Below are 20,945 nucleotides of genomic sequence, written 5' to 3' on the forward strand. Positions count from 1 at the left end.
GCGGGGTGTCGGGATGCCTGGGGCGTGGGGGTGTTGAGGCGTGTGGGGGTTTCGGGGTGACGGGGCGTCGAAATGCCGGAGTGTCGGGGGTCCGGGTGTAGGAGACGTCGGGGAACGGGGTACCCGGGTGTCGGGGCCGAAGAGGCCCCGGGCGGCGGGTGCCGGGGGCCCATCATGCAGGGAGGTGCCGGGCGGGCCGCAGGCGGGTTCCGGTGGGACGGGCCGGTGGGGCGTCTCGCCAGGGGCCCCCTGGGCACTGGGCACTTGTCGGGTGAGAGACAATGGAGGCTCTGTCAGGGCGGGTTGTATGAGGGGACGCATGTCGGAGGCGGAGCGGGCGGGCACATCTCGTCAGGACACTCGTCAGGACAACAAGGAGCGTCTCCTCGCGGGGCGTTACCGGCTGGGCAAAGTGCTGGGCCGCGGGGGCATGGGCACGGTCTGGCGGGCCCAGGACGAGACCCTGGGGCGGACGGTCGCCGTCAAGGAACTGCGGTTCCCGGGCAACATCGACGAGGACGAGAAGCGGCGGCTGATCACGCGGACGCTGCGCGAGGCCAAGGCGATCGCGCGGATCCGCAACAACAGCGCCGTGACGGTCTACGACGTGGTCCAGGAGGACGACCGGCCCTGGATCGTCATGGAACTCGTCGAGGGCAAGTCGCTCGCCGAGGTGATCCGGGAGGACGGCCTCCTCGAACCGAAGCGCGCCGCCGAGGTCGGGCTCGCCGTGCTGGACGTGCTGCGCTCCGCGCACCGCGAGGGCATCCTGCACCGCGACGTGAAGCCCTCCAACGTGCTGATCGCCGAGGACGGCCGGGTCGTGCTCACCGACTTCGGCATCGCCCAGGTCGAGGGCGACCCGTCCATCACCTCGACCGGCATGCTCGTCGGCGCGCCCTCCTACATCTCCCCGGAGCGGGCGCGCGGGCACAAGCCGGGCCCGGCGGCCGACCTGTGGTCCCTCGGCGGGCTGCTGTACGCGGCGGTGGAGGGCGCGCCGCCGTACGACAAGGGTTCGGCCATAGCGACGCTGACGGCCGTGATGACCGAGCCGCTGGAGGAGCCGAAGAACGCGGGTCCGCTGCGGGACGTCATCCACGGTCTGCTCACCAAGGATCCCGCCCAGCGGCTCGACGACGCGGGCGCCCGGGCGATGCTCAACGCGGTCATCCACGCGCCCGCCAAGGCGGAGGCGGAGCCGTTGGACGCGACGAGGGTCGTGCCGCTGCCCGCGCAGCCGGACAGGTCGTCCGGCAAGGGCAGTTCGGGCGCTGCCGCAGGCAAGCGGGGCGAGGAGGCCGGGGAGCGGCTGCGCGGAGCCCTGCGGTCGGTGCGCAAGGCCGCGACGGGATCGGCTGCCGCCGCCTCGGCAGGGTCCGGGGCGGCCGAGGCCTCCACCACCGGGACGGACGGCGGGGCGAAGCGGGCCGGGGCCGCGGGCGCGGCCGCCGGGACGGCACCGAGTCCGGGGACGCCGGCCGCGGAGCCGTCCGCCGGAGCCGGTGGGAAGAAGGCGACGACGGCCTCCGCGGCGGGGAGTTCGGGGTGGCCCGTGATGTCCCCGCCGGACCTGCCGCCGAGGCCCGCTCCGCGCGCGCCGCTCACCGACGTGGTGCCGCGGCGGACACTGCTGATCATCGCGGTGGTGGTGGTGCTCGCCGTGATCGGCACGGTGCTCGCCCTGACGCTCGGCGGCGACGACAAGGGCTCGCAGGGCGCCGGAGAGGGCGGGGACAAGACCGCCGCCACCGCGCCGAGCAGCCCCGACACCAAGGGCGACGAGAGCGACGGCACGCGCACGGACGGCGCGAAGAGCCCCGAGCCCTCCGGCCCGGCCTCCACCGGCACACCCGGCAGCGGCTCCGGTTCCGGCGCCTCGGCCGGCAGCGGCTCCTCCGGCGGCGACGACACCGCGGCCACGTCGACGCACCAGGGGAACCAGGGGTACTCGATCGGCCTGCCGAAGGGCTGGAAGTACCAGTCCACGGGTGCGGCCGGCGACCGGTTCACCGGCCCCGACGGGCAGAAGCTGCTCATCGCCTGGACCTCCACGCCCAAGGGCGACCCGGTGGCGGACTGGGAGAACCAGGAGCGCTACATGCAGCGCGCGCAGTACAAGAAGATCCGAATAGAGAAGGTGGACTACCGCGGCTGGAACACCGCCGACTGGGAGTTCACCTACACGGACGGCGGCACCAAGTACCGGACGATCGACCGCGGGTTCGTCGTCGACGACCGGCAGGGGTACGCGCTGATGTACACGGCGAAGGCGGCCGACTGGGACGGCGAGCTGCGCAAGGAGACCTGGCGGACGCTGACGAAGACCTTCGAACCCAAGTCCTGAGCATGAGCGGCCCCGGGTTTGGGGAGGCAGATCTGGTCATCCCCACATTGCGGGTTGCCTGCGGCACGTATCGTAAATGTTTGCGGACCGTGCGCAGCCGGAACGGACCGTGGGGCGAACGGATGTGACCGACCGGGCCGACGGGGGAGGCAACGTGGACGACTATGCGGGACGGGTTCTCGCCGACCGCTACCGCCTGCCGCTGCCGCCGTCCGACGAGTACGAACTCACCGAGACCCGGGCCTTCGACACCTACAGCGGACAGGAAGTCCTGGTCCGGCAGGTGCCGTTGCCGGAGGTGGTCGAGGCGGAGGTCCTCGACGCGGAGGGACTGCCCGACGGTTTCACGGCCCGTGACGGGCAGGCGCGGCGGCCCGGTGCCCGCCCGGGCGTACGGCGGCCCACGGACCCGGTGGTGCTGCGCGCGGTCGAGGCCGCGCAGGCAGCGGCGGCCATCCCCGACCATCCGCGGCTCGACCAGGTCTTCGACGTGTTCGCCGAGGGCGGTTCGCTGTGGATCGTCAGCGAGCTGGTGGCCGCGCGCCCGCTGGCGGCGCTGCTCGCCGAGAAGCCCCTGACGCCCTACCGGGCGGCCGAGGTGGCCTCCGACGTGCTCATGGCACTGCGGGTGCTGCATGCCCATGGCTGGGTGCACCGGAACATCACCGCCCGGACGGTCCTCGTCTGCGACGACGGCCGGGTCATGCTGACCGGTCTCGCGGTGGGCGCGGCGGAGGAGGCGCTGTGCGGGTACGACCCGGTGCCGCCGCCCGCCTTCGAGGAAGCCCCGCCCGGCCAGGGGCCCGAGAGCGGCGGCCCCGGGGCCGGACCGATCGACGGCGGGGGCGTCCGGGGCGGCCCCGGTGGTCAGGGCGGTGCCGGTGGGCCGGTCGGTATCGGCGGTGCCGGTGGGCCGGTCGGCATCGGCGGCGCGGGTGACCCGGAGGCCGCGCGGCGCGCCGCCATAGAGGCGCGGGAGGCCAGGGGACTGCCCGCGGCCGGGGTGGACACGGCGGGTGGGGGACCGGTCGTGCCCGCGCGGCGGAGTCCGGACGACAGCGACCCCCGGGCCGCGCGCGCCGGGGCCATCGCGGCCTACCGGGCGGGAGCCCGGGCCGCCGCGCGGGTCCAGGAGGCCCAGCAGAACACCCGCGCGCTGCCCGGCGCCCGGCCCGCCCCGGGCGGTGGACCGGGCTCCCCCGGCAACGGCGCGGCGCCCACCCCGTACGTGCCCGGGCAGGGCACGGCACCCGACGCGTCCCCGCCGGGGCGGATAGCCGACCCCTACGGCGTGGGCGGCAGGCCCCGCACCACCGCCTGGCACGGCGCCACGCCCCGCGGCACCGGCGGCGGCGCCGCGCCGCAGGGCCAGGAGCAGGCGGCCCTCCCCCCGGGCCCCCAGGCGGCCGAGCCCGCCCGGTGGGACGACCTGGTCGCCGACACCCCCGCGCCCCGGCGCGGCCCGGCCACGGCCCTGGCCGCCGAGCGGGCGCGGCAGGCCCGGATGGCGGTCGTCGGGCCCGTCACCGAACGCTGGGCGCCGGAGCAGGCCGGACCCGTGCACGAGAACTGGCAGCTGGCCGCCCCCATCGGCCCCGCCACCGACCTGTGGGCACTGGGCGCGCTGCTCTTCCGCGCGGTGCAGGGCCACGCGCCCTACCCGGAGGAGTCGACGGCCGAGCTGGTGCAGATGGTGTGCGCGGAACCGCCCGCGTACGCCGAGGAGTGCGGGCCGCTCAGGCCGGTCGTGGAGTCGCTGCTGCGGCAGGACCCCACCGAGCGCCTCGACTTCGAGGAGCTGCGCGGCTGGCTGCGCTCGCTGGTGCGCTCGGCGCCGGAGCCAGAGGCCGGGCTGCACGTGGTCCCGGCGCCCCCGGCCGACGCCAGCAGGCTGCCCGTCGTACGCCGGCGGGGCGAGCTGGTGCGCCGGCGGCGGGCCGGGCTGCCCGCGCACCACGGGCGGCACAAGCGGGCCAAGGAGTCGCGTTCACCGCACCGGCTCGGCCGCACCCTCCTCGTGCTGGTGCTGCTCGCGATGGCCGCGGCGATCGCCTACGCCATGCTCTTCATGCCCAAGTCGGACACCGGCGGCACGCAGGGCGCGGACCGCACCGGCGCCGCCGGCGAGGCGAGCCGGGCGCCCGAGCCGGACGCCAGCAGCGAGCCGAGGCCCGACCAGACCTCGCCGGCACCGGAGAAGAGCCCGTCGACCTCGGCCGGTTCCTCCGAGACGCAGACCACCGGCCCCGGCGCCGCCGACGGCTTCACCCTGCGCAAGGACCCGGCCGGTTTCCAGGTCGCGGTCGCCAAGGGCTGGGACCGCACCGAGCGCGGTGGCAACGGCCAGGTCGTCTACGCCCGGGGCGACTTCGAGCTGATCGTCGTACCGGGCCGGGACAAGGCGTCGGAGTACGGCAGCGACCCGATGGCCTACCAGCGGGAGCGGGAGCGGGAGTTGCAGCCGTACCGCGACTCCAGCTGGGCCACCTCCACCGGGCTGAAGACGATCGAGGTGGGCGGGCGCACCATGGCCGAGGGGCAGTTCACCTGGACCGGGGACGACGGGGGCGAGCTGTACGTGCGCAACCTGGCGATGCTGGTCGGCGGGCGCTACCACGTGGTCCAGGTGCGCGGCCCGGAGGCGGACCGGGACGAGGTGACGCGGTTCTACGAGCAGGCGGCGGCCACCTACCGGGTGACGGGCTGAGCGAGGGGCGTGCCGCCGGTCCGCTCCGGTCCCACCCCGGGTCACCTCTTCGGTCACTCCCGTCCCGGCAGGCGACAACCGTCACAGTGCGGTCACCGTGGCACCCCGCTTGTTCCCTGGGCTAGGGCGTGTCCTTACGCTGACCCTGTCAAAACCATTGCGGGGCAACGTGAATCAGATGCAGGGCCGGCTCGTCGCGGGCCGCTACCGGCTGGCCGACGCCATCGGCAGCGGCGGGATGGGCCGGGTGTGGCGTGCGCATGACGAGGTGCTGCACCGTGCGGTGGCCATCAAGGAATTGACGGCCGCCCTCTACGTCTCCGAGAGCGAGCAGGCCATCCTGCTGGCCCGCACCCGGGCCGAGGCCAGGGCCGCGGCGCGCATCAACCACTCCGCCGTCGTCACGGTGCACGACGTGCTGGAGCACGACGGCCGCCCCTGGATCGTGATGGAGCTGGTCGAGGGCCGCTCACTGGCCGACGCGGTCAAGGAGGAGGGGCGCGTCGAGCCGCGCGAGGCGGCGCGCATCGGACTGTGGGTGCTGCGGGCGCTGCGCGCCGCGCACACCGCCGGGGTCCTGCACCGCGACATCAAGCCGGGCAACGTGCTGCTCGCCCGCGACGGACGGGTCCTGCTCACCGACTTCGGCATCGCCCAGATCGAGGGCGACACGACCATCACCCGGACCGGCGAGGTCGTCGGCTCGGTGGACTACCTGGCGCCCGAGCGGGTGCGCGGCCACGACCCCGGCCCGTCCTCCGACCTGTGGGCGCTCGGCGCGACGCTGTACACGGCCGTCGAGGGACGCTCGCCGTTCCGCCGCACCACGCCGCTGACGACGATGCAGGCCGTGGTCGAGGAGGAGGCCGCCGAGGCCCGGTACGCCGGTCCGCTCGCGCCCGTCATCACCGCGCTGCTGCGCAAGGACCCCGCGACCCGGCCCGACCCGTCCGAGGCCGAGCAGATGCTCGCCGAGGCGGCGGAGGGGCGGCGGCCGAGCGGGGCGCAGGCGTATGTGCCGACCCGGTACGGGGGCACGCAGCCCTACCGGGAGGGCAACGGCGGCCCGGGAACGGCCGGTAGGGGCGCGGGCCTGAACAGCACCGGCTCCGACGGCACCGGCTTCAACGGCACGGGCTCCAACGGCACGGGCCCGTACGGCACCGGCGGGAATGACACCGGTCGGGGCGGCTCGGGCTCGCACACCGGGGTGCCGTTGCCGCCGCAGGCCGGCACCCCGGCGACCGGAACACCGGCGTCCGGGTCCTCCGTGCCGGGCGCGCCGGGGACGGACCCGCACGCGTACGGACCGCATCAGCGGCCCGCGGCGGGACAGCCGAACGGTGGAGCACCGGCGCACGGCGGGGCACAGGCGTACGGCGAGGCACAGCCGTACGGCGCCTCGCAGACGTACGGGGCCGGGCAGGCGTCAGGTCCGGGCCGGCCGGCCGGTTCCGGGCGACGGCGCCGGCTGCGCGGCCTCGCTCTGGTCGTCGCGCTCGCGGCCCTCATCGGCGGGGGCACGGCCGTGGTCCTGCAGCAGTGGGACGACTCCCGGCGCACGCCCGGGACCGCGTCCGGCTCCGTCGGGCCCTCGGCGAAGGCGGGGAGTTCGGTCCCGGACGGCTGGACCCGCCGCGACGACCCGGCCGGTTTCAGCCTGTACCTGCCCGAGGGCTGGAAGCGCACGCCCTTCGGCCCGCAGGGCGAGCTCCGGCAGATCGACTACTCACCGGACGGCGGACGGCAGTTCGTCAGGATCGCCGTCGACACCTCCCCGGACTTCGCCGACCCGTACGCCCACCAGCTCGACCTGGAGCAGCAGTTGAAGCGCCTGGTCGACTACCGGCGGGTCGTGCTGGAGCGCAACGTCTACCGCGACCGCAACGGCGCCCTGTGGGAGTACACCTGGACCGCGCGCGCCAAGGACACCCCGTTCCCCGGTCCGCGCCGGGCCATCGAGGAGACGTACGTCGCCCGCGACGGCACCGAGTACGCGCTCTACATGTCGGCCCCCGCGTCGGACTGGGCGAAGGCGCGCAAGCAGTTCACCGCGCTGCTGCAGGGGTGGCAGGAGAAGACCTCCTGAGACCGCCCGGTCCCTGATGCCGGGATGTCGCTTTCGGCCACCCGCGTTTCGCCGCCCCGGAGCGGTTCCGTCCGGTGGGGCATCATGGCCGCATGGGGACCGAGGGGCACAACATGCGTGTCATCGCGGGCCGTTACCGGCTCGAGGAGAGGCTCGGGCGCGGGGGCATGGGCGTGGTCTGGCGGGCGACGGACCAGTTGCTCGGCCGGAGCGTGGCCGTCAAGGAGCTCCCCTACGACGAGACGCCCTCGACGGCTCAGGCGCGCCGCCGACGGGACCGTACGCTGCGTGAGGCCCGGGCCGTGGCCCAGTTGAGCCACCCGCACATCATCGTCGTCCACGATGTCGTCGAGGACGGTGAACGCCCGTACATCGTCATGGAGTTGATCGAGGGCGGGTCGCTCGCCGACCGGATCGCCGGCCGGGGCCCGGTCGACCCCGCCGAGGCCGCGCGCATCGGCATCGCCCTGCTGGGCGCCCTGCGCACCGCGCACGCGGCCGGGGTGCTGCACCGCGACCTCAAGCCCGAGAACGTGCTGCTGGAGGAGGGCACCGACCGGGTCGTGCTCACCGACTTCGGCATCGCCCAGGTCCAGGGCGCCCCCACGCTCACCGAGAACGGCTCCTTCGTCGGTTCGCCCGAGTACACCGCGCCGGAGCGGATGGCCGGGGTCAGGACCGGGCCCGAGTCCGACCTGTGGTCGCTGGGCGCGCTGCTGTGCGCGGCCCTCAGCGGCGAGTCGCCGTTCCACCGCGACTCGCTGGGCGGCATCCTGCACGCGGTCGTCGTCGGCGACATCCAGCCACCCCCGCAGGCCGGGCCGCTGCTGCCCGTCGTGCGGGGCCTGCTGGAACGGGACCCGGACCGCCGTCTGGACGCGGACCGGGCGGAGCGGATGCTGCGGGCGTTCCGGGAGACGGGCCGGACGCCGCTCGCGCCGCCGCCCGGGTACGTGCCGGCGGCGTGGGACGCGGCGCGCGGACCGTCCCCGGACACGGGCGTCGAGGCCGGTGCGCGGCCGTCCGCGCCGCCGATGGGCATGGCGGGCCGGCGGGAGGAGCCCTTTGCGGGGCAGCCCACCCGGCGGGTGCTCGTGGCCGCGCTGCTGGTCGCCGCCGTGGCGGGTGCGGGGGTGTCCGCGGCGGCCCTGCTCCGGGACGAGAGCAACGGCGACGGCGTCACGCCGCCGACCCGTCCAGCGCCCTCGGTGACCAAGACGCCCACGGCCCGGCCCTCCACGCCGAGCGCCCCCGTGACCGCACCCACCGGCACCGCGAGCCGGCCGGTGCCTCCCGAAGCGCCCTGAAGGGGACATAACCCCCGGCCGGAAGTCACGGGTCGGTGACCGGCTCGCGTCCCTGGTGGATACGCGGGTGCCTGGCGCGATAGGGATGAACTCATGAGCAGCGACGGGGGAGCCCGATCCGGGGCCGACGAGCCGACGAGTTTCGTATTGCAACCGCCTCAGCCGCAGGCGCCGGTGCCGGGGAACCCGTACGCGGCGCCCACCCGGACGGTGCCGCCCCCGGCGACCGCCCCGGCCCCTCCGAACACCGTCACCGCCCCGGCCGGCCCGCACACCCCGGTCGCCCCGGCCGCTCCGGACACCCCGGCCGGCCCGGCCGCTCCGGACGGTGCGGCCACCCCGGTCACCCCGGCCGCCACCGTCGTCTCGGCGGCGCCGGCCGAGGATCCCGGCGCCGGGCGGCTCATCGCCGGTCGCTACCGGCTGATCGGCAAGCTCGGGCACGGCGGCATGGGCACGGTGTGGCGGGCGCAGGACGAGACGGTGGACCGGGAGGTCGCCGTCAAGGAGCCACGCGTCCCCGACCACCTTCCCGAACGTGAACGTGCCAACGTCTTCGAGCGGATGCGCCGCGAGGCGCGTGCCGCGGCCCGGCTCGATCACCCGGCCGTCGTCGACGTCCACGACGTCGCGGTCGTGGACGGGCAGCCGTGGATCGTGATGGAGCTGGTCCGGGGCCGTTCGCTCGGTGACGCCCTCCAGGAGGGCACCCTGTCCGCGCGTGAGGCGGCCCGGGTCGGCCTGGAGGTGCTCGGCGCGCTGGAGGCCGCGCACGCGGCGGGCATCCTGCACCGTGACGTGAAACCGGACAACGTGCTGCTCGGCCGCTACGGCCGGGTCGTCCTCACGGACTTCGGCATCGCCCGGATCGAGGGCGAGACCAGCCTGACCGACACCGGCGGCTTCGTCGGCTCGCCCGAGTACATCGCGCCCGAGCGCGTGCTGGGCCAGCGGCCGGGCCCGGCCAGCGACCTGTGGTCGCTGGGGGTCGTGCTGTACGCGGCGACGGAGGGCGTCTCGCCGTTCCGCCGCAGCAACACGCCGGCCACCCTCCAGTCCGTCCTCCACGCCACGCCCGCGCCGCCCGCCTCCGCGCAGGGCCCGCTCGCCGAGGCCATCAACGGCCTGCTGCACAAGGATCCGGCCCGCCGCCCGGACGCCGCGCGGGTACGGGCGCTGCTGGAGGCGGCCGCACACCCGCCCGCCGCACCCCCCACGCGGATCGTGGGGGCCCCGGACGAGCGCGGCGGCCGGCGCGGACGCGTGCGCTTCGGCCGCACGGCGTGGACCGGCCTCGGGGCGGCGGTCGTGGCGGCGGCGGTGACGGCGTACCTGCTGCTCGCCGACCCGTTCGCCGGGCCGCTGCCCGACGGCTGGGAGGTCCACCAGGAGAAGGAACTCGCCGCCGCCCTGGCGGTTCCGGCCGGCTACGAGCGAACCGTGCCGGACCCGGAGGCGAACCGGGGGCACCGGGTCACCTACACCGACCTCAGCGGCAGCATCTGGATCAGCCTCTCCCTCGACAAGAAGGCCGAGGACACCGGCCGGGCCATCGCCGGCTCCGCGGCCGCCGAGATGTACGACGACGACACCGCCTTCAAGGAGAGCGGCAGTTACGACCTGGACATGCCGGAGAACCCGCGGACGAACCCCAGAGTGACCACGTACCGGGGCGAGAAGGCGGCCGAGAACACCGTCACGTACGACACCGACGACAACCAGAATCCCCGCCCGCGCGAACTGCGCCTCTTCTACTTCCAGAAGCCCGGCGGCGACATGTACGAACTCACCGTCGGCTACCCGGGCAAGGGCGACTTCACCGAGCGCGGGCGTGAGGTGGCGCGCACGGCGATCGCGAATCTGGACATCAAGGGGACCTGAACCGGCCTCGGCCCGCCCCGCGTCGACACAGCCCCGCTTCGCAGGGTACTGATGGGGCATGAGCAACGACGGGGGCGGGCCGGACGCCGCCCAGGGCCGGCTGGTCGGCGGGCGGTACCGGCTGGTGGAGCGCATCGGCGCCGGCGCCTCCGGCACCGTATGGCGGGCCCACGACGAGCTCGAGCGGCGCGAAGTCGCCGTCCGGCAGCCGCGGTTGCCCGGCGATCCGCAGGACGAGGGCCACCGGCGGGCGGCCCACCGGCTCCATCGTGAGGCCCGCGCCGCTGCCCGGGTCGTCCATCCCGCCGCCGTCACCATCCTCGACGTCGTCGTGGAGGCCGAGCAGCCGGACGAACGCCCCGGCCCGCAGGGCCCCGACGAGCTCGACGCGACGGAGATGCTGGACGGACTCCCGTGGATCGTCATGGAGTTGCTGCCCGGCGAGTCCCTGCACGAGACGCTGCGGCGCGGCCCGGTCGAACCGCGTGAAGCCGCCCGGGTCGGCCTCGCCCTCCTCGGCGCCCTGCGCGCCGCGCACGCCGTGGGGATCGTGCACCGGGACGTCAAGCCGTCCAACGTGCTGATCGCCGAGGACGGCCGCGTCGTCCTCACCGACTTCGGCATCACCCCCGCCCAGGGGGACGAGTCGCCCCCGGGCCGCGGGGAGGTGGACGGTGCGTCCGCGTTCGTCGCCCCCGAGCGGCTGTCGGGCCGCATCGCCGGGCCCGCGTCCGACCTGTGGTCCCTGGGCGTGCTGCTGTACACGGCCGTGGAGGGCTCGTCCCCGTTCCGGCGGGCCACCCCCGAGGACACGTCCGCCGCGGTCCTCGCCGCCGAGCCGCCCGCACCGCGACGGGCCGGACCGCTCGGGCCGCTGATCGGACGGCTCCTGGCGCCGGACCCCGAACAGCGGCCGGACGCCGAGGAGGTGGCGAAGGAACTGGAGGCGGTGGCGGCACCGGCCGTGAGGGCGACGCCGTCGCAGACGGCCGGACACACGGGCGACCTGCCGGACTCCGGCATGCCCGCGCGGCAGCAGCCCCCGCCCCTCGCCGCGGCCGGGGCGATACCGTCCGGCCCCCGCGAAGCGGTACACCCCGAGGCGCCGGCTCCCGCTCCGCCCAGACGCCACACCCTCCTCCGCCCCGGGCCGCTCGCCCTCCTCGGCGCGCTGCTCGCCGGGGGCGTGGGAGCCGCCACCCACCTCGCCGACACCAGCAGCGCCGAGACCGCCGGGACCGCCGAGACCGCCGAGCGCGCCGCCGACGTCACGGACTCCACGGACGCCGCTGACGCCGCCGACGACACGGACGCCTGGACCCCGCACCCCGAGCCCGACATGGCGGCCGTCCTCCACCTCCCACCCCGCTTCCACCCCCTCGACCGCACCGGCGACGGCACCGACCGGCTGCCCCGTACCGTGCTCTACGGCGACGGCCGGGGCTCGATCCAGGTCCGCCTGCTGTTCTGGGACCGGGCCCCGGCCTCCCCGATGAAGCAGGCCAGACGGACTCCCGAGGCGGGGGGCCAGACGCGCTACACCCGCACCACCGTCCAGGGCTACGCCTCCGCCCTCGCCGACACCACGTACGACCGGGGCGAGCACCACAGGCGGGCCCTGCGGGTGCTGCTGCGCACCGACGACGACCGCATGTACGAACTGCGCGTCGACATGCCGGCGGGCACGCCGGAGGAGCGCGAGGGCACCTCGCTGTTCCGGACCGCCCGGGACCGGCTCGGCATCGCAAAAGGCTGAATGATCGTCGGCGCCACTGCACAACGCCCTGATCAGGTCGTTCGTTGCCAGTGGTCACTGGCGTCGTGTGTGCAGTCGGTGAAGCCGTATTACCGACGGGTACCCAAAGGCTCCGCCGAGGCATACCCTGCGCCTCATGACGGACGCGCAGGCCGCCGAGAAGACGGCAGAGACCGGCACGGCACAGACCGGCACGGCACGAAGCGGTACGAATCCCCTCGCCCCCGCTCCGGAGGGCGCCCGCACCGCCGCCGACGTGGTGACCCCCGAGCTGGTCGCCCAGCTCACCAAGGGCGTGGTCGGCTCCGGCCGGACCGCCAACCACACGCCGTTCACCGGTGAGAAGCTGGCCGACCTCCCAGAGGCGACGCCCGAGGACGTGGCCGAGGCCTTCGAACTGGCCCGGGCCGCCCAGACCGTGTGGGAGCGGACGCCCGTACGGCAGCGCGCCGCCGTCCTGCTCCGCTTCCACGACCTGCTGCTGGAGCGCCAGGCCGAGGTGCTCGACCTGATCCAGCTGGAGACCGGCAAGGCCCGGCTGCACGCCCACGAGGAGGTCCAGGCCGTCGCGGTCGCCGCCCGGCACTACGGCCGCAAGGCCCCGGCCTACCTCCGCCCCAAGCGGCACGCGGGTGCCGTGCCGACCCTGACGAAGGTCGTCGAACTGCGTCACGCGCGCGGTGTCGTGGGCCAGATCGCCCCCTGGAACTACCCCCTCGAACTCTCCGTCGGCGACGCGCTCCCGGCCTTCGCCGCGGGCAACGCGGTCGTCATGAAGCCGGACACGGAGACCTGCCTGACCGCCCTGTGGGCCCGTGACCTGCTCATCGAGGCCGGCCTGCCCGCCGACGCCTTCCAGGTCGTCCTCGGCGAGGGCCCGGTGGTCGGCCCCGAGGTCGTCCGCCACGCCGACTACGTCTCGTTCACCGGCTCCACCCGCACCGGCCGCGAGGTCGCCCAGGGGGCCGCCGCCCGGCTGATCGGTGTCTCCCTCGAACTCGGCGGCAAGAACGCCATGCTGGTGCTGGAGGACGCCGACGTCGAGAAGGCCGCGGCCGGTGCCGTCCGGGCCTGCTTCTCCTCCGCCGGTCAGCTGTGCATCTCCATCGAGCGGCTCTTCGTCCACGAGTCGATCGCGGACGCCTTCCTGGAGCGCTTCGCCGCCCGGACCAGGGCGATGCGCCTGGGCACGTCCCTGGCGTACGGCGCCGACATGGGCTCCCTGGTCGGCGAGCGCCAGCTGGAGACCGTCACGCGCCACGTGGAGGAGGCCGTCGCCAAGGGCGCGAGGGTCGTCGCCGGCGGGGTGGCCCGGCCGGACATCGGCCCCTACTTCTTCGAGCCGACGATCCTCGACGGGGTCGGCACCGACATGTCCGTCTGCGCGGAGGAGACCTTCGGCCCGGTCGTCTCGGTCTACCGCTTCGGCAGCGAGGACGAGGCGATCGAGCGCGCCAACGGCACGGCGTACGGCCTCAACGCATCGGTCTGGACGCGGAACGCCCGCCGCGGCCGGCAGGTCGCCGCCCGGCTGCGCACCGGCACGGTCAACATCAACGAGGGCTACGCGCCCGCCTACGGCAGCGTCCAGTCCCCGATGGGCGGCATGAAGGACTCCGGCCTCGGCCGCCGCCACGGCTCCGAGGGCATCCTCAAGTACACGGAGGCCCAGACGGTCGCCCACCAGCGGGTCCTGCCGATGGCCCCGTCCCTGGGCATGGACGACGAGCAGTACGCCCGGTTCATGAGCCGCAGCCTGCGCCTGATGAAGGCGCTGCGCTTCCGCTGACCCCCCCCGCACCACCACCGACGGCCCGCACGCGACACTCGACGAGGAGAACACGTGCCTCAGGACGCATACGACTACGACGTCATCGTGGTCGGCTCAGGCTTCGGCGGCTCCGTGACCGCCCTGCGCCTCACCGAGAAGGGCTACCGCGTGGGTGTCCTGGAGGCCGGCCGCCGCTTCACCCGCGAGACCCTCCCGAAGAACTCCTGGGACCTGAAGAACTACCTCTGGGCCCCCAAGCTCGGCATGTACGGCATCCAGCGCATCCATCTGCTCGGCAACGTCATGGTGCTGGCCGGCGCGGGCGTCGGCGGCGGCTCCCTCAACTACGCCAACACCCTCTACGTCCCGCCGAAGCCGTTCTTCGAGGACCCCCAGTGGCGTGACATCACCGACTGGCAGGACGAACTCGCGCCGTACTACGACCAGGCCCGCCGCATGCTGGGCGTGCGGACCAACCCGACCATGACCCCCTCCGACGTGCACCTGAAGGCCGCGGCGGAGCGGATGGGCTGCGGCGACACCTTCCACCTGGCCCCCGTCGGCGTCTTCTTCGGCGACGGCCGGGACGCCGACGGCACAGTCACCGCGAAGCCGGGCCAGGAGGTGCCGGACCCGTACTTCGGCGGGGCGGGCCCGTCCCGCAAGGCCTGCGCGGAGTGCGGCGAGTGCATGACCGGCTGCCGCCACGGCGCCAAGAACACCCTCAACGAGAACTACCTGCACCTCGCCGAGAAGGCGGGCGCGGTCGTCCACCCCCTGACCACGGTCGTCTCGGTCACCGACGACTCGCGCGGCGGCTACGCCGTCGCCACCCTGCCCACCGACCGCCGCAAGGCCGAGGGCCGCACCTACCGGGCCCGCCAGGTCGTCCTCGCCGCCGGCACCTACGGCACCCAGACCCTCCTGCACCGCATGAAGGCCGGCGGGCAACTGCCGCACATCAGCGACAAGCTGGGCGAGCTGACCCGCACCAACTCCGAGGCCCTGGTCGGCGCCCAGACCGACGACCGGCGCTACCGCAAGGCCCACGGCGCGCCCAAGGCGGACTTCACCCGCGGCGTGGCCATCACGTCCTCGATCCACCCCGACCCGAACACCCACATCGAGCCCGTCCGCTACGGCAAGGGCTCCAACTCGATGGGCAGCCTGTCCATCCTCCAAGTGCCGTACGCGGGGCGGAACTCGGGCACCTCGCGGGTGCTGGGCTTCCTCGCGAACGCGGCCCGCCACCCCGTGCTCGTGCTGCGCTCCCTGTCCAACCGCCGCTGGTCGGAGCGGACCATCATCGGCCTGGTGATGCAGTCGCTGGACAACTCCCTGACGACCTACCTGAAACCGTCCGGCGTCGGCCGCGGCCTGCTCACCGCCCGCCAGGGCCACGGCGCCCCCAACCCCAAGCAGATCAAGGCCGCCACGGAGGGCGCCTCGGCCCTCGCCGCCGAGATCAACGGCTTCGCCGGCTCCAACGTGGGCGAGCTGATGGGCACCCCGCTCACCGCGCACTTCCTGGGCGGCTGCCCCATCGGCGACTCCCGGGAGACCGGCGTGATCGACCCGTACCACCGCCTCTACGGCCACCCCGGCATCTCCGTCGTCGACGGGGCCGCGGTCTCCGCCAACCTGGGCGTGAACCCGTCCCTGACGATCACCGCCCAGGCCGAACGGGCCATGTCGTTCTGGCCCAACAAGGGCGAGCCCGACCCGCGCCCCCGGCAGGGCACGGCCTACGTGCGGCTGCAGCCGGTCGAGCCGAAGTCCCCGGCGGTCCCGGCGGAGGCCTTCGGGGCGCTGCGCCTGCCGTTCCTGGGGTTGCCGGCCGTCCCGCCCAAGAAGTAACGCGTCCGGCCTCCGCCCCCTCGGCACACGGAAGAGGGACCTGCGCCCCCCTCCGAGCGCAGGTCCCTCTTCCGTTCGCCGCGGCCTCACGGCCGCCGTGGCTTACGCCTCCGCGCCGGCCTTGCGGCGACGGACCACGAAGATCGCGCCGGCACCGGCGACGACCGCGGCACCACCGACGAGGCTGATCATCGGCAGAGCCGAGCTGGAGCCGGTCTCGGCGAGGTTGCCCTCGACCTCGATCGGCTTGGCCTCACCCTGCGGCTTGATGTCCTTCGGCGGCTTCTGGCCCGACGGCTTCGCGTCGTCCACGTCGCCCGGCTTCGAACCCGCCTTCAGGATCTGGAACGGGTAGACGGCGCCGTTCTGGAAGCAGTCGCCCTCGCTGGTGTCATAGCCACCGGCGGCGATCGCCAGGCTGTCGCCCACAGGCGCGCCGGCGTCGATCTTCACTCGCAGGTCGATGGTCACCTTCTGACCGGCGTCGAGCGGGAACTCACCGAAGAAGAAGCCGTTGTTGATGCCCGTGTCGGCGAAGTCGTTGGTCCACTTGCCGGTGCTGGGGTTGCGGTACTCGAAGTGGGCGTACTTGTCGAAGAGCTGGTCTTCGTCGGAGTCCAGGTCCGCAGCGGAGAACGCTGTGGCCGTGACCTGCAGGGACTCGATGTCCGTCTCGCTGGTGTTCTTGACGTTGAACTCGAACGTCTTCCAGCCGCTGCCGGCGACGATCTTCTCCGGGAAGCCGGTGAGGCCCACGGAGATGTTCGCCTCCTCGCACTCCGGGTACTCCTCGTCGTCCCCATCGGCCGGCTCGCTCGGCGTGGCGGAGACGGACGTGGAAGGACTGGCCGACGCCGACGCGCTGGCAGAGGCGGACGCGGTGGCCTCGGGAGCCGACTCGCTCACCGAGGTGCTCGGGGACGGCGACGTCTCGGGCGTGGTCTCGCTCGCCGACGGCGAGGCGGACGTCTCGGGAGCGGACTCGCTCACCGACGCGCTCGGCGTGGGCGTGGTTTCGTCGGTCGCGTACGCGACCGGTGCCGCGAGCAGTGCCACCGGGGCTATGACCGCCGTGGCGGCCGCTGCTGCCATGGCGCGGCGAAGCTTCATGAAGACCTCGGAAAGTCCGGCGTACCGCGGGCTGCGGTACGAACGTTGGGGGAGGCCTCCGCGTGTGGGGCGCGGGAGTGGCCCTTGGTTCGGCAGGTTTGATCCGTGAAACCTGTGAATGGTTGTGCCGACCCTCACAGAATCCTTATGTGGACTGCGTCACACCGACGATCTTCTTGTGGAGGCGCTGTCCACCCGCTTAGATCTATGCCTCGTGTCTGAAAAGCCGTCCGACGACCAGCCGTCGGCCTCGGAGATCCCGGACGACGTCTGGGAACAGTTCACCCGCGACACCGAGCGGGACATCCGTGCCTCGGCCCCGAAGGAGCCGTCCGCGCGGGCGCGCATGGTGACCGAGCGGCTGCGCCGGCAGGAGGAGCGGGGAGAGCTGCCTCCCGGCTGGCGCACCGGCCCCGACCCCCTGGGCGCGAGCCGGCGCGCGGGGCGGCGCCGGAAGCTGTGGGCCGTGCTCGGGGTGCCGGTCGCCGCCGCCGTGGCGCTGGTGGCCCTGAAGCCGTCGCTGCTGCCCGGCGACCCCTTCGGCCCGGACGGACCGGAGGCCGCCGCGGCCTCCCCGCTGCCCGCCGAGACGGCCGCGCCGACCGCACCGCCCGGCGGGTCGACCCCGCGGACCCCCACCCTGGACGAGCCGTTCGCCGGCTCCCCGGCCCTGCGCTGGGCCGACGGCGCGGCCGGCATCGTCCCGCCCGAGGCGAAGGCCGTGGGCCCGGTCCCCAAGGACCGCGTCGCCCAGGCGCTGGAGCTGACCAAGCGGCTGCTGGTGGGCGCCAACCTCGACCCGCGCACGCTGCGCGGCGCCCGCCCCGAGACCGCCCTCGCGGTGCTGGACCCGCGGCAGCCGAAGCTGCTCGACGACCTGAACACGGCCCTGCGCTCCCCGAGCGAGCGCAACGACCCCCTGACGATGTTCAGCCGGTTCGACCCCGACGAGACCCGGCCGGTCGGCGACGTGGTCAAGACGCGCGGCCGCATGACCTTCGAGCAGGGCGCGCACGCGGGAGTCGTGGTGCACGCCGACTACACCTTCGTCTACCCGGTCACCCGCGCCGACGGACGCCCCGAGGTCGCCCGCACCATCGTGCGGCGGGTCATCGACGTCGAACTCCCCGACCCCACCCGCTACCGGGTCACCCCGGGCCGGCTCAGCGTCAAGAAGTACGACGAGGAGATCGGCAACTCGGCCTGCGACGTCCACGACGGCTATCTGCACCCGCGGTTCCCGTCGAGCGACGACCGGGACCGCGAGCCCACCGGACCGGCGATCGACCCCTACGACCGCAGCCGCGGGATCGACGACGGCGGCCCCTGCGGGACGGTGACCCGCACCTGACCGGACGCCGGAGGGGGCGCCCGAGAAGGCGCCGGAGGGGACGCCGGTACAGAGCGAAGGGCCCCGCGGGGTGGAGCCGCGGGGCCCTTCTTCTCGTCAGCACCGACGTCAGGGCAGCGCCGGTGCCTGGAAGCGGCGCCGGGGGGTTGCGCCGCTGGTCTGTACCTCTGGCAATGGGGCAATGCGGATGCCCGCGAGGGGACTTGGGGCTGTGTACGCATCGTGCTGGATGAACGCGGCGCCCGCAACCGTTCGGCCCAGCCTTGTGCGTTCTTGCACTGTCCGGCGGCCGGCCCCGGGCGTCCCCGGAGCCGGCCGTTCTCTTGGGTGACCGGGCTGCTGTCCCCTGCCGTCCGGTCACTTCCCTGGGGCGAGGTCCCACGACGCACGGCACGATCCGTACGTCTCATCGCCCCAGCGAGCCACGCGTGGTTCTCTCGGGCCCGCGCCTGGCTGGCACGGACACCGGGACCAACGAGGCGGCCCCCGGGCGGTCACGCGCCGTACGGGTGAGGAGGATGCGTACGTCTGTCCCGCGAACGCGGATTCCTCGGGCGGGTCAGATCCTGCCGCGGCACAGCTCCAGCAGGGTCATCGCGAGCGTCGTGCCCGGCTTGCCCAGGGCCTTCCTGTAGTGGCCGAGGACCTCCATCTCGCGCGAGAGGTTCACCCGCCGGCCGCCGGAGGCGATCCGTGCCTCCTGGATGACGGCGGAGACGGCCGCCCGTTCCTGGATCAGCCCGATGATCCGGTCGTCGAGCGCGTCGATCCGCTCGCGGGCGCCGGTGATCACGTCGGCGGCCTCGGCGGTGCGGGCACCGGTCACGTCGGTGGCGGTCATGAGGGGCTCCTCGTCGTCAAGGGGTGCCCCGGTCCGGCAAGGCCCCGACGACGACAGGCGCCCCGGGCCTTGTCGGCCCGGGGCGCCTGGGAAGTCGCTTGTCAGTTGCTCAAGCAGCACGACCATGGCAGCCGGCGGGCCGGGTGCCATAGGTAAAGACGAAGGTCGTGTGCGCGTGCATGGGGCCCAGTATGCCCCGGGGCGCAGGGGCGTCCAAACGGGTTCGCATGGTGAGACACCGGGCCCGGAGCCGGGGGCGTACGGCGGGCGCGACGCTCCCGGCGGGCACCTCGGTAGAATCGGGTGGCACAAGACCCCCGCCCCACCGCCGGAAGGCACCCCGTGTCATCAGCGTCTCCCGCTGCCAGCGCCACCGACACCGTCCTGGTCGTCGACTTCGGCGCGCAGTACGCCCAGCTCATCGCCCGTCGCGTCCGCGAGGCGCGGGTCTATAGCGAGATCGTGCCGAGCACGATGCCGGTCCAGGAGATCCTCGCCAAGAACCCCGCGGCGATCATCCTGTCCGGCGGCCCCTCGTCGGTCTACGAGGAGGGCGCCCCGCGCCTCGACCGCGCCCTCTTCGAGGCCGGCGTCCCCGTCTTCGGCATGTGCTACGGCTTCCAGCTCATGGCGCAGACCCTCGGCGGCACCGTCGACAACACCGGCGCCCGCGAGTACGGCCGCACCGAGCTGCACGTCTCCAAGGCGTCCTCCACCCTCTTCGAGGGCACCCCGGCCGAGCAGGCCGTCTGGATGTCCCACGGCGACGCCTGCTCCGCCGCCCCCGAGGGCTTCTCCGTCACGGCCTCCACGGACGTCGTCCCGGTCGCCGCCTTCGAGAACGACGAGAAGAAGCTCTACGGCGTCCAGTACCACCCCGAGGTGATGCACTCCACGCACGGGCAGCAGGTGCTGGAGCACTTCCTCTACCGCGGCGCGGGCCTGACCCCGTCGTGGACCACGGGCAACGTGATCGAGGAGCAGGTCGCCGCGATCCGCGAGCGGGTCGGCGACAAGCGCGCCATCTGCGGCCTGTCCGGCGGCGTGGACTCCGCCGTCGCCGCCGCCCTGGTGCAGAAGGCCATCGGCTCCCAGCTGACCTGCGTCTACGTCGACCACGGCCTGATGCGCAAGGGCGAGACCGAGCAGGTCGAGAAGGACTTCGTCGCCGCGACCGGCGTGCAGCTGAAGGTCGTCGACGCCGAGGAGCGGTTCCTCAAGGCGCTCGCCGGGGTGTCCGACCCCGAGCAGAAGCGGAAGATCATCGGCCGCGAGTTCATCCGCGTCTTCGAGCAGGCCCAGGCCGAGATCATCGCCGACGAGGGCCCGGCCGTGGAGTTCCTCGTCCAGGGCACGCTCTACCCGGACGTCGTCGAGTCCGGCGGCGGCACCGGCACCGCCAACATCAAGTCCCACCACAACGTGGGCGGCCTGCCCGAGGACCTCGAGTTCAAGCTGATCGAGCCGCTGCGCAAGCTGTTCAAGGACGAGGTCCGCATGGTCGGCCAGGAGCTGGGCCTGCCGGAGGAGATCGTCCAGCGCCAGCCCTTCCCGGGCCCGGGCCTCGGCATCCGGATCGTCGGCGAGGTGACGAAGGAGCGTCTCGACCTCCTCCGCGAGGCCGACGCCATCGCCCGCGAGGAGCTCACGGCGGCCGGCCTCGACCGGGACATCTGGCAGTGCCCGGTGGTGCTGCTCGCGGACGTCCGCAGCGTCGGCGTCCAGGGCGACGGCCGCACCTACGGCCACCCCATCGTCCTGCGCCCCGTCTCGTCCGAGGACGCCATGACGGCCGACTGGTCGCGCCTGCCGTACGACGTCCTCGCGCGCATCTCCACCCGCATCACCAACGAGGTGCGTGACGTCAACCGGGTCGTCCTCGACGTCACCTCGAAGCCGCCGGGCACCATCGAGTGGGAGTGACCCCC

General features: G+C 74.0%; 12 protein-coding genes. 10 read left to right on the top strand and 2 right to left on the bottom strand.

Annotated features, from left to right (window positions below):
• Window positions 1–319 precede the first annotated feature (319 nt).
• The 8 genes from ACIGAN_RS33705 to ACIGAN_RS33740 all read left to right on the top strand — a co-directional run bounded on the left by ACIGAN_RS33705 (window position 320) and on the right by ACIGAN_RS33740 (window position 15,715).
• Window positions 320–2,347, top strand: coding sequence for a serine/threonine-protein kinase (locus ACIGAN_RS33705; protein ID WP_399863224.1), 2,028 nt, complete (start codon window positions 320–322; stop codon window positions 2,345–2,347).
• A gap of 154 nt (window positions 2,348–2,501) precedes the next feature.
• A complete protein-coding gene (locus ACIGAN_RS33710; RefSeq protein WP_399863226.1) occupies window positions 2,502–5,054 on the top strand; it encodes a protein kinase in 2,553 nt (850 codons plus the stop codon).
• 178 nt (window positions 5,055–5,232) lie between these two features.
• The gene (locus tag ACIGAN_RS33715) at window positions 5,233–7,143 is read left to right on the top strand and encodes a serine/threonine-protein kinase (RefSeq protein WP_399863326.1); all 1,911 of its coding nucleotides are present in this window, start codon (window positions 5,233–5,235) and stop codon (window positions 7,141–7,143) included.
• A 92-nt stretch (window positions 7,144–7,235) separates the two neighbouring features.
• Window positions 7,236–8,450, top strand: a complete 1,215-nt coding sequence (locus ACIGAN_RS33720; RefSeq protein WP_399863227.1) for a serine/threonine-protein kinase — start codon at window positions 7,236–7,238, stop codon at window positions 8,448–8,450.
• A 93-nt stretch (window positions 8,451–8,543) separates the two neighbouring features.
• Window positions 8,544–10,331 (top strand): serine/threonine-protein kinase, encoded by a 1,788-nt coding sequence (locus ACIGAN_RS33725; RefSeq protein ID WP_399863229.1) that lies wholly within the window; start codon window positions 8,544–8,546, stop codon window positions 10,329–10,331.
• Between the two features lie 58 nt (window positions 10,332–10,389).
• Window positions 10,390–12,087 (top strand): serine/threonine-protein kinase, encoded by a 1,698-nt coding sequence (locus tag ACIGAN_RS33730; RefSeq protein WP_399863231.1) that lies wholly within the window; start codon window positions 10,390–10,392, stop codon window positions 12,085–12,087.
• Window positions 12,088–12,223: 136 nt separating this feature from the next.
• Window positions 12,224–13,876, top strand: coding sequence for a succinic semialdehyde dehydrogenase (locus tag ACIGAN_RS33735; protein ID WP_399863233.1), 1,653 nt, complete (start codon window positions 12,224–12,226; stop codon window positions 13,874–13,876).
• Between the two features lie 54 nt (window positions 13,877–13,930).
• The gene (locus ACIGAN_RS33740) at window positions 13,931–15,715 is read left to right on the top strand and encodes a GMC family oxidoreductase N-terminal domain-containing protein (protein ID WP_399863236.1); all 1,785 of its coding nucleotides are present in this window, start codon (window positions 13,931–13,933) and stop codon (window positions 15,713–15,715) included.
• Window positions 15,716–15,817: 102 nt separating this feature from the next.
• Here the strand turns inward: ACIGAN_RS33740 and ACIGAN_RS33745 are convergent, their stop codons facing one another.
• Window positions 15,818–16,807: an LAETG motif-containing sortase-dependent surface protein gene (locus tag ACIGAN_RS33745; RefSeq protein ID WP_399863239.1), complete on the bottom strand. Its 990-nt coding sequence runs from the start codon at window positions 16,805–16,807 to the stop codon at window positions 15,818–15,820.
• 232 nt (window positions 16,808–17,039) lie between these two features.
• Here ACIGAN_RS33745 and ACIGAN_RS33750 point away from each other — a divergent pair, with 232 nt between their 5' ends.
• Window positions 17,040–18,176, top strand: a complete 1,137-nt coding sequence (locus ACIGAN_RS33750) for a hypothetical protein (RefSeq protein WP_399863241.1) — start codon at window positions 17,040–17,042, stop codon at window positions 18,174–18,176.
• Between the two features lie 559 nt (window positions 18,177–18,735).
• Here ACIGAN_RS33750 and ACIGAN_RS33755 read toward each other — a convergent pair.
• Window positions 18,736–19,017: a chorismate mutase gene (locus ACIGAN_RS33755; RefSeq protein WP_365735589.1), complete on the bottom strand. Its 282-nt coding sequence runs from the start codon at window positions 19,015–19,017 to the stop codon at window positions 18,736–18,738.
• Between the two features lie 342 nt (window positions 19,018–19,359).
• Here ACIGAN_RS33755 and guaA point away from each other — a divergent pair, with 342 nt between their 5' ends.
• Complete coding sequence (gene guaA, locus ACIGAN_RS33760; RefSeq protein WP_399863244.1) at window positions 19,360–20,940, top strand: glutamine-hydrolyzing GMP synthase; 1,581 nt, start codon at window positions 19,360–19,362, stop codon at window positions 20,938–20,940.
• The last annotated feature ends 5 nt before the right edge of the window (window positions 20,941–20,945 follow it).

The sequence above is a fragment of the Streptomyces sp. NPDC085931 genome (assembly GCF_044540565.1).
In the GTDB taxonomy this organism is placed as follows: Bacteria; Actinomycetota; Actinomycetes; order Streptomycetales; family Streptomycetaceae; genus Streptomyces.